This window comes from Parasphingomonas halimpatiens (assembly GCF_036663795.1).
In the GTDB taxonomy this organism is placed as follows: Bacteria; Pseudomonadota; Alphaproteobacteria; order Sphingomonadales; family Sphingomonadaceae; genus Sphingomonas.
The window spans coordinates 1-9,168 of sequence record NZ_JAXOJP010000069.1; the positions used below are offsets into that span (position 1 = coordinate 1).

Annotated in this window: 8 protein-coding genes; 4 read left to right on the forward strand and 4 right to left on the reverse strand. The window is 66.5% G+C overall.

The genetic code is table 11. The features are described 5' to 3' along the window. A partial coding sequence (locus U1839_RS26250; protein WP_332806510.1) for a hypothetical protein occupies nucleotides 1–258 on the forward strand: 258 nt, incomplete at its 5' end. Nucleotides 259–368: 110 nt separating this feature from the next. Here the strand turns inward: U1839_RS26250 and U1839_RS26255 are convergent. The 3 genes from U1839_RS26255 to U1839_RS26265 form a co-directional block, all read right to left on the reverse strand. Continuing rightward, nucleotides 369–1,340, reverse strand: a complete 972-nt coding sequence (locus U1839_RS26255) for a right-handed parallel beta-helix repeat-containing protein (RefSeq protein ID WP_332806511.1) — start codon at nucleotides 1,338–1,340, stop codon at nucleotides 369–371. Nucleotides 1,341–1,600: 260 nt separating this feature from the next. Then, nucleotides 1,601–2,329 (reverse strand): DUF1993 domain-containing protein, encoded by a 729-nt coding sequence (locus U1839_RS26260; RefSeq protein ID WP_332806517.1) that lies wholly within the window; start codon nucleotides 2,327–2,329, stop codon nucleotides 1,601–1,603. 524 nt (nucleotides 2,330–2,853) lie between these two features. Then, entirely contained in the window at nucleotides 2,854–3,897 is a 1,044-nt protein-coding gene (locus U1839_RS26265; RefSeq protein ID WP_332806512.1) for a LacI family DNA-binding transcriptional regulator, read from the reverse strand. A 208-nt stretch (nucleotides 3,898–4,105) separates the two neighbouring features. Between U1839_RS26265 and U1839_RS26270 the strand changes: the two genes are divergently transcribed. Beyond that, complete coding sequence (locus U1839_RS26270; protein ID WP_332806513.1) at nucleotides 4,106–4,489, forward strand: response regulator; 384 nt, start codon at nucleotides 4,106–4,108, stop codon at nucleotides 4,487–4,489. After that, the gene (locus tag U1839_RS26275; protein ID WP_332806514.1) at nucleotides 4,486–6,807 is read left to right on the forward strand and encodes a sensor histidine kinase; all 2,322 of its coding nucleotides are present in this window, start codon (nucleotides 4,486–4,488) and stop codon (nucleotides 6,805–6,807) included. Before U1839_RS26270 ends, U1839_RS26275 begins: the two co-directional genes overlap by 4 nt. Nucleotides 6,808–6,967: 160 nt before the next feature. Here U1839_RS26275 and U1839_RS26280 read toward each other — a convergent pair whose 3' ends face one another. After that, nucleotides 6,968–7,351, reverse strand: a complete 384-nt coding sequence (locus U1839_RS26280; protein ID WP_332806515.1) for a VOC family protein — start codon at nucleotides 7,349–7,351, stop codon at nucleotides 6,968–6,970. A 233-nt stretch (nucleotides 7,352–7,584) separates the two neighbouring features. Between U1839_RS26280 and chrA the strand changes: the two genes are divergently transcribed. Beyond that, nucleotides 7,585–9,003, forward strand: a complete 1,419-nt coding sequence (gene chrA / locus U1839_RS26285) for a chromate efflux transporter (RefSeq protein ID WP_332806516.1) — start codon at nucleotides 7,585–7,587, stop codon at nucleotides 9,001–9,003. The last annotated feature ends 165 nt before the right edge of the window (nucleotides 9,004–9,168 follow it).

The following is a 9,168-nucleotide window of genomic DNA, read 5'->3' on the forward strand; positions in this document are numbered from 1 at the left end:
CTCCCGAAGATCAATCGAATGCGCTTTACCCATGATCCACCTCCGATCACGGTGAATCACATCTCAAAGAAAAAGGGAATCCATCACGATTCATATTTCGTGCAGCACGCTCTAGATCAGGGCGTCAGGGTCGCCATCTACCGCCGCGTCGCGCCGCTGCGGCGCGAGGCCGTCACGGCGCTGGGCGCGGAACTGGCGCGCGCCTATCCAAGCATGCGCAGCGTGTTCGAACACCCCGAGGCGCAGCCGATGCGATGAGGGGATCGCCGCGACACATTGAGTGTGTCGCGTCCGGCCGGCGATGTCGCCTTGGGACTCGTGCCATATCGGGACGGGCAGCGTCGCCCCGATATGGATATTTCCGGCCCCTATTGCAGGGTGACGGGCGTCGGAGCGACGCTGACGCCCCCGTTGCCGGCGCTCGGGCCAAGACGGTTGTTGCCGAACGACAGGATCGAACCGGTGCCCGTGATCTTCGTGCTCGCGCCGTTGCTGTACGTGCCGACATTGGACAGCCGGATCGTTGCGTTGGTCGCGACGATACCGAAGCCCGTATTGTTCGCGACGATCACCGAATCGAGCGAGACGTTGACCGGGCCGCTCGCCGATGAATTGGCGTAGACGCCGCGGAACGCATTGTTCGAAAAGTTGCTGTTGGAGACGACGGCGGTCGAATTGTCCTCGACCTGCAACGCCACGGCCGAGGTTGAAATATTGACATGATCGAGCGTGGCCAGTGCCGTGCCGACGCCGGTCGGCTTGATACCGATGCCATTCTGCAAATTATTGAAGATATCCACGTTCCGCACGACCAGGCTTGCGTTTGCGACGCTCGGCTCGAACGAAATGCCGGACGTGGTGGTGTTGCCGCCGCCATTGCCGAAGCCGTTGATGCTGACATGTTCGACGGTCAGGCTGTTGCCCTGGAGGAAGCGGATCCCCACCAGGCCGGGGGTGCCCGCCCCCTGGATGCCGTCGATCGTCAGGTTGCGCACCACAACATTGATGTTTGCCGCGTTGATCGTGATGCCGTTGGTGCCGGCGACGAGGATCGAACCGACCTGGCCGCCGGGGCCGCTACCGCAATCCAGCGTGATCGACTTGGTGACAGTCACGCCGCCAAAGCCGCCCGGATCGAGGCAGTCGATCTCGCCGCCCGACGCGGTCTTGCTGATCGCACCGGCAAAGGTCTTGCACGGCGCGGTGCGGCTGCACGGGTTTGCGTCGTCGCCGACCCCCGAAATCCAGGTGCGCGTTGCCTGCGCGCTGGCTGGCGCCGCGGCGCACAGCGCGACAAGCGTAGCGGCCACGGTGATCGCGGCCATCCTGATCAATTTCATCATGTGAATCCCCCCTTCCTCGAAACATGGTTGGCGCACGAAACGCCCGAACACCCCATCCATGTTGCTCTCGTGGCCACATAGCGATGGTTAAGAACCCGTAAGGGGTGAACTTAGCGTAACGCGACGAGACCGGCTATCGAAAAGAAGTATGGACGCTCTGGCGGCGCCGTGTCGCGATCGACGCACCGGCAATCGGGCAGGAAATGCGGTGCGACTTCACCCGCCATGTCAGGGAATCCGAGCGGCCGACGCGCGTGTCATGGATCAGAGTGCGCGGCGAGCGTCGTTCGCAGCCGGCCCTCATAGTCGCGCTTGCCGAGCGGTACGCCGCCGAGGCGCAGAATGTCGTACGCCGTCACGGCGTGAAAGTGGAAATGCGGCAGCGCGAACGACAGGATGTAGCTCTCCGAGGCGAAGGCGAGCCGGCGCGGGCCGATCTGCTGGTCGAGCGCCTTGCCCGACCAGCCATCGACCTCGTCGGGGGTGAATGCCTGCAGCGCCGCTTCCGCCCGGGCGATTTTCGCCTGCAGCGCGGCGAACGGCACCGCGCCGACCCGGATAGCCTCCAGACTTGAGAGCGAATGGTTCGCGACGCATTCGATCTGGAAATGAAACGGCGCCATGTCGGGGTAGAGCCGCGCATTCACCAGATCGTCGGGGTCGGTGCCCGTCGCCGCGCAATGCCCGGCCGCCTTTTCGAGAAAGCCCGCGACGGCGCCGACTGTCTGCAAGAAAGTCGGCACGCTGAGATCGTAAAGTGATGTCGCCATCGGCGTTCCCTCGCGCGAAATCGGCGCCCGTCGCCGCGCGGCCAAAGGTGCGGCGACGGCGGGCGCCGGGACCATAGCCCCGCTCGGACGTGCCGGGCAATCGTGCGTCGACCATGTCGGGTCGAGCGCATCGCCCGTCACTGTCCTTGCCTCGCTGGGTGGCGCGATCCCCTCAGCGCGCGCGCGCCGTGCATCGGTCGCGCGCGTCAGGGGCATGCCTGCCACCGGCTTCGCTCGTTTCGTCACAGACATTGCCCAGCGCACAACCGACGCATTCGCTGGTCCTGACGGGGTTGCAGGCCGCGCAATATCTGAGATGTAGTCCGGCAAGGCTGGCGTGCGCGATCTCTGCTTCGATCGAGTCGGCGCGCATCGCGCTCTCGATTTCCTGACGCGCGCGACGCCTGAAATATAGTCGTTCGCTGATCGCCATACGGTTTCCCCTTCGACAACCAACATGCTGCCATTCGACACATTTCGAGTGCGGAACACGCCGAAGGATCTGGCGACGGAAAGTCCGTCGCGAACGACTCACCCGATAAGCCCGGCAGGTGGCAGATGCCGGCTTCGCGAGCCCGCGCATATTGGGTATATTACGCGGGTCAGCGGTTGCTGTCGCTCGACCTGGGCAATGACACGCATGGATCACGCCGCTTTCGACCCGGGCTTGGCGGCCGCGCCTGGATGCGGATCGCCTGCTCGAACGGGACGGGAGTGATCGTTGCGGACGTCATCCCGTTCTAGGCGCTCGCGCGCGTCACCAGCCTGACCGGCACCGGCATGGCGACGGCGCCGGCCACCGTCAGCCCAACCATGATCGCATCGACGAGTAGCGCGCCCGCGCGGGCAAGATCCTGTTCGATCGTGCTCAGTGCCGGTTGGCTGTCGCGGGCGTGATAGCTGCCGTCGAAGCCGATCACCGCGACATCGCCCGGCACTGTGCGTCCCGCCATCGCCAGCCTGCGCATCACGCCGAGCGCGAGGCCGTCGCTCGCGGCGAACACGGCGTCGTACGCCGCGCCGCGCACGAGCAAGCCGTCGATCGCCGCCGCGCCTTGATCGATCCGACTGCCGGCGAGCGGCGCGTCGCCCTCGATCGCGTCGAGCCCGTGGCGCGACAGCGCGGCCCGCCAACCATCGCGTCGCGCGCGGAAAGCGTGGTGGCGGCGCCAGCCGGGGCCGACAAAGGCGATGCGTTGGCGCCCCTGCGCCACGAGGTGATCGACCGCCAATACCGCGCCCGCGTGATTGTCGGCGCGTATCGTGGGCAGTGAGTCGTCCGGCGCGCCCCAGCCGACGATAGTGCCGCCCGCAGCATAGGCCTCGCCAAAAAATCGCCACGCGGCGCGGTTGGCGGCGCTGCCGATGACGATAACGCCATCGGCCTCGCCACGTTGTTGGAAATCGCAGCGCCACGTTGCCCGCTCGCCCTGAAAGGACAGACTCACGCTGAGTTGACGGCGTGCTGCCGCTGCCTCGACCGCACCGACCAGTTCATAATAAAAGGGGTTGAGCGTGGCGCGGTCGGCGCCCGGCGCGGATAGCAGCACCAGCGCGATGCAGCCCGGTCGCGCGCCGCGCAGTTGCATGGCAGCGCGGTGCGGGCGGTAATCGAGCGCCGCCGCGGCGGCCTTCACCCGGTCGCGCGTCGCGTGCGCGATCGTCGGGCTGTCGCGCAAGGCGCGCGACACCGTCGGCTGCGAAACGCCGGCCAGCGCCGCGACATCGTGCGACGTGGCCTGCCGCGTCCGCGTCGCGGCGTCTTTTCCCCCAAGCGGGTCCATTCGAGCCTTTCCAGCACCGTCCATCGCAGGCTACGCGACCTCTCGGTCGACCAGAGCCGCGAACGCCCGGCGAATCAAGCCCCGGTTCGGATCAGCAAAGCGTCAACATCTCTTGCCGCCCCGCTTCCGGTTTTTCACCTAAGCGACAGCGCCATGTGCGCCGCCCTATTGGTCGGACGATTGTTTCGCCGACAGGCCACGATAGCGCATGCGTATTCTCCTTGTCGAAGATGAACCAGCCGTGCGCGAGGAGCTGTGCGAGTTCCTCGAGTTGCGCGGATTCGCGGTTTGCGCGGTTGGTGACGTGAAAAATGCAGTGCAGGCATTGCAGGAAGGGTGGCGGCCGTGCGCGCTTCTCACCGACTTCAACCTGCCCGACGGAAGCGGCCTCGATCTGATCCGGACGATCCGCCACTCGCTCAAGTTCGGCCCGGAGGTCGCGCCGGCCTTGCTCATGACGGGACATACCGATCTGACCGAGCAGGTTCGTCTCGCCTTGGCGCAGGAGCAGGTCGCGATGCTGACCAAGCCGCTCGACCCGGCCGCGCTGTTGCAGATGCTGTGGCCGGCGACTGTCAGGACGTCGCGATGATGCGTAACGCCGGCGCGGCTTATGCCGAGCGCGACCGGGACAGCCCGGCCATCCGACCGCAAACCCTGCGCGCTTGGCTGCTGGCAGCGGTCCTGGCGAGCGTCGCTGTGGCGGCAAGCTCGTTCCGGATCATCCTGGTCCCCGGGATCGAACTGTATCTCGGGCCGCTCTTCTACCTGCTGGCCTATCGGCTGGGCGGGGTAAGGCTGGCGCTGCCCGTGGCGGCGATCACGATGCTCCCATCCTATTTCTGGTGGGGACATGTCTTCTCGATCGTTCTTGCGCTGGCGCATGTCCTTGCCATCGCGCGGATGCCCCGGTTCCGTGACCTGGCCATTCCCACGCTGATCTTTTCCGTGTTCCTTGCCGCACCCGCGGGATATCTTTTCCTTCGCTTCCATTACGGCGCGCCCGATGTCGTCATCGCGCTCGCGGTGCTGCGCAAGCTGCTCAACGACGTGCTGTTGGCCGCGATCGTCGACATGATCTGCGCGATTGTCGGCTTCGACCTGGCCCAGGGCAGACTGTTCCGTCGCCGGACGGTGCGCCTCACCAGGTTGATGCCCGCGACTGTGAGCCTGATCATATTGACGTCGACGCTCGTCCCCTTCGTCAACAATGTCGGTCGATTCTCGAAGGACTTCAGCCAGGCCCGTGCCGAAGCGTCGCTGTTCGCCGAGCTCGAAATTCGTCGCTCCCTGGCCGACCATGCCAGCGGTCGGGACATGTTCCGGCAGGTCGGCGGCGATCGCGCGGAACGTAACATCATCATCGCGTCCCGGCTCACCGGGTCGATCCAGGCGACGGTGAAGCGACGCCTCGGTTGTACGCGGATCGACGATGGCGCGCAGGTTAGCGGCCCCAACGATCGCAATACCTTCGCCTACTGGCTGGCGGCCTGCCAGCGCGGCAAGGTTGATGTGGGGGGACGAAATTACTATTATTTCTACTCGACGCGGCCGGTAGCGGAGCGGGCCTATCGCGGCGCGCTGCTGGAGATGACCGGCCCCTGCATCATCCTGATCGTCTCCCTGCTGCTGCATTTGTTTCTGAACCGCGGCGTGGAGCAGTCGCTCCACGCCTGGAAGCTGGTCGTCGAGGCGTTGGGCAAACCCGACATCACCAAGCCGCGGCGCCTGCTGTTCAAAGAGTTTTCGAGCCCGATCGACGCGATCGTCGCGGCGAACAACCGCTTCGCGACGCTGGCCGACGATCGCCGGCGGCTTGCCGATGCCGTCGTCGAACTCAAGGACGAAATGGACCTCAAGCTCGCCAGCGACATTCGCTTCGACCGCGAGACGGGGGTGCTGCACTTTACCGAAATCAGCATCGATTGCCCGGCGCGCAAGGAAACGATCATCGTCTATCCCAGCGACCGCAACGCGGTCGCGGGGATCTGCGCGGCGAGCGAAGCCTTCGTCGAATTTCGCATAGACGGCGGCGCCGCGCCCGACTGGTTCCTGCTTTCGGCGCGCGGCCTCGAGGAGTCGGGCCATTGGCGGTCGGGCTGGATCGTTCGCCTGCGCCAGTCCAAGCTGGCGCATGATCGCGTCCTCCAGCAGGCCCGCCTCGTCGAGCTCGGCGGCATGGCCTCCGCGCTCAGCCATGAACTCAAACAGCCCCTCTTCACCATCGCGCTGTCTTCGGAAAACGGCCGGCTGCTGATCGACCAGGCCACGCCCGAAGCCATCGTCAAGGCACGCACCAAGTTCGACCGCATCTCCGAGCAGGTGAATCGCTCCCGCGACATCATCGCGCGCATCTCGCGCTACTCGCGGATCGAGGACGACGACCCCAATCCGGTCGAAATCGGCGAGGTGATCAACACTGCGTTGCGCTTCATGCGTCCCTTGATGGTGCAGAAGAATGTCGACGTCCGCACCGAACTGCCGGAACCGCTGATGGTGCTGGTATCGCGCGTCGGTATCGAGCAGTTGCTGGTCAACGCCATCCAGAACTCGGTCGATGCGATCCTGTCGCGCAGCGCTGCGGGCGAACCCGGCCTCCAGGGTGAGATCGGCGTGTCGGTCACCGTCGATGACGATGGCGTGCGCATGCGGATAACCGACAACGGGACGGGCATGATGCAGTCGGATCCGGAGTCGGCGTTCGGGGCCTTCGTCACCACCAAGCCGGCCGACAGCGGCACCGGGCTCGGGCTCTACATTTCACGCCAGATCGTGATGGAAATGGGCGGGCGGATCAGCATCGGCTCGCGCCCCGCGCCCGAACGCGGCGCGGTGATGACGGTCGATCTGCCGGCCCATCTGATCGCGCGACGCAAGAACCCCGTGCGGGGCGTGGAAGCCTCGGTATGAGCCGCCCGCCTTGTCACGATCGGGGCATCGCCGCGCTTGGCGACAGGGTCCCCCGGACGCGGTCAAAGCAGCCGCCGAGCCGATCGGCGGAATAGCCGCCAAAACGGCGCGGGCCGCGTCACCGCGGCCCGCGCTTCATGTCAGTAAGGGAGGTGTCCGCTCAGGCGGGGACGCGGTGCAGCGCGCACAGCTTGTTGCCGGCGGGATCGCGCAGATAGGCGAGGTAAAGCGACCCCATCGCGCCCGAGCGGATGCCGGGTGGGTCTTCGCAGGCGGTGCCGCCGGCGGCGAGGCCGGCCGCATGCCACGCATCGGCCTGTTCGGGCGAGCTCGCCGCAAAACCGATCGTGCTGCCATTGGCGCACGATGCCGGCTCGCCATTGATCGGCTTGCTGATCGCGAAGATGCCGGTCTTGGTCATGTAGAACACGCGGCCCTTGTCGTCGGTGTTGCCGGCGGGCACGCCGAGCGCGCCGAGCGTGGCGTCGTAAAAGGCCTTGGAGGCGGCGATATCGTCGGCCCCGACCATGATGTGACTGAACATCGATCTTCTCTCCTTGCGCGCTTCGTTGCGTCGCCGGGGATCGTTACGGTCGGCGACGCGACCTGACAATGGCCGCCAGCACCTTTGGGCAGGGCGGCGGTGCGGCGTAGGGCGCCGGCGGCACGCAGCGCGGCGCCGGCGGCACTTTTGCTGTCGTGGCTGAAATGCTAGCTTTGTTGACAGGCGTCACGCGAACCGGCCGTATCGTGCGACGTCAACGCCGGAGCACAGGCATGCCCGCGACCGCTCTCGACCCCGTCACGGACCCTTCCGCCGCGCCCGCCGCGCGCCCCGGTCCGGTCACGCTCGGCACCGCCTTCTGGGTGTGGCTGCGCATCGCCGCGCTGTCGTTCGGCGGCCCGGCCGGTCAGATCGCGATCATGCACCGCATCCTGGTCGAGGAGAAACGCTGGATCGGCGAGCACCGTTTCCTCCACGCGCTCAACTATTGCATGGTGCTGCCCGGCCCCGAGGCGCAGCAGCTCGCCACTTATATCGGCTGGCTGCTCCACCGGACGCGCGGTGGCATCGTCGCCGGCGGGCTGTTCGTGTTGCCGGGCATGGTCTCGATCATGGCGCTGAGCTGGGTCTATGCGCTGTACGGCAAGCTCGGCATCGTCAGCGCACTGTTCTTCGGATTGAAGGCGGCGGTGCTGGCGATCGTGCTGCAGGCGGTGATCCGCATCGGCGGGCGCGCGCTGCGCAACCGCGTGATGCTCGCCATTGCCGGGGTCGCCTTTATCGGCATCTTCTTCCTCGGCATTCCCTTCCCGCTGATCGTGCTGGCGGCGGGGCTGGTCGGCTGGTTCGGCGGCCGCGCCGGGCTGGCGGTGTTCCGCGTGGGCGGCGGGCATGGCGCTGCCAAGGGCGTCATCGTCGCCGATGCCGATACGCTGCTCGGCGAGGAACTGCCCGACCATGCCCGCGTTTCGGCGCGCCAGTCGCTGCGCGTGGCGGCGGTGTGGCTGGCGCTGTGGCTGGTGCCCGTGGCGGTGCTGCTGGTGTGGCTCGGCCCGGCCAACATCTTCAGCCAGATCGCCACCTTCTTCTCGACCATGGCGACGGTCACCTTTGGCGGCGCCTATGCCGTGCTCGCCTATGTCGCGCAGCAGGCGGTGCAATCCTATCACTGGCTGCGCCCCGGCGAGATGCTCGACGGGCTCGGCATGGCCGAGACGACGCCGGGGCCGCTGATCATGGTGCTGCAGTTCGTCGGCTTCATGGGCGCCTATCGCGCGCCGGGCCTGCTCCCGCCGCTGCTCGCCGGCACGCTAGGCGGGCTGCTCGCGACCTGGGTGACTTTCGTGCCGTGCTTCCTGTGGATCTTCCTCGGCGCGCCCTTCATCGAGCGGCTGCGCGGCAATGTTGCGGTCGCCGGCGCGCTGTCGGCGATCACCGCGGCGGTGGTGGGCGTGATCCTCAACCTTGCGTTGTGGTTCGCGCTCCACACCGTCTTCCGCCGCGTGACACCCTTCGCCGCCGGGCCGCTGCGTTTCGACCTGCCGGTGCCGGCGAGCCTCGATCCCTGGGCGCTGCTGCTGTCGCTCGGCGCGATCGTCGCGGTGCTGCGCTTCAAGGCCGGCACGCTGCCGACGCTCGCCACCACGGCTGTGCTGGGTGTCGCGCTCCATCTCGCCGGGGTGACCGGTTAGCGCGGGGTGCGCCGAGGTCGGGAACGCGTAAACGGGAAGGTCTCAAATTGGTGGAGGCTGTGTGAAAACGCCCTGATATGCTATGATTCTGGCGTTGCAGGAGGCGCCGAAGTGGGACGTTTCATTGAGGGCTGTGATCGCCGGCAGAAGCTGCTTTTGCCCAAT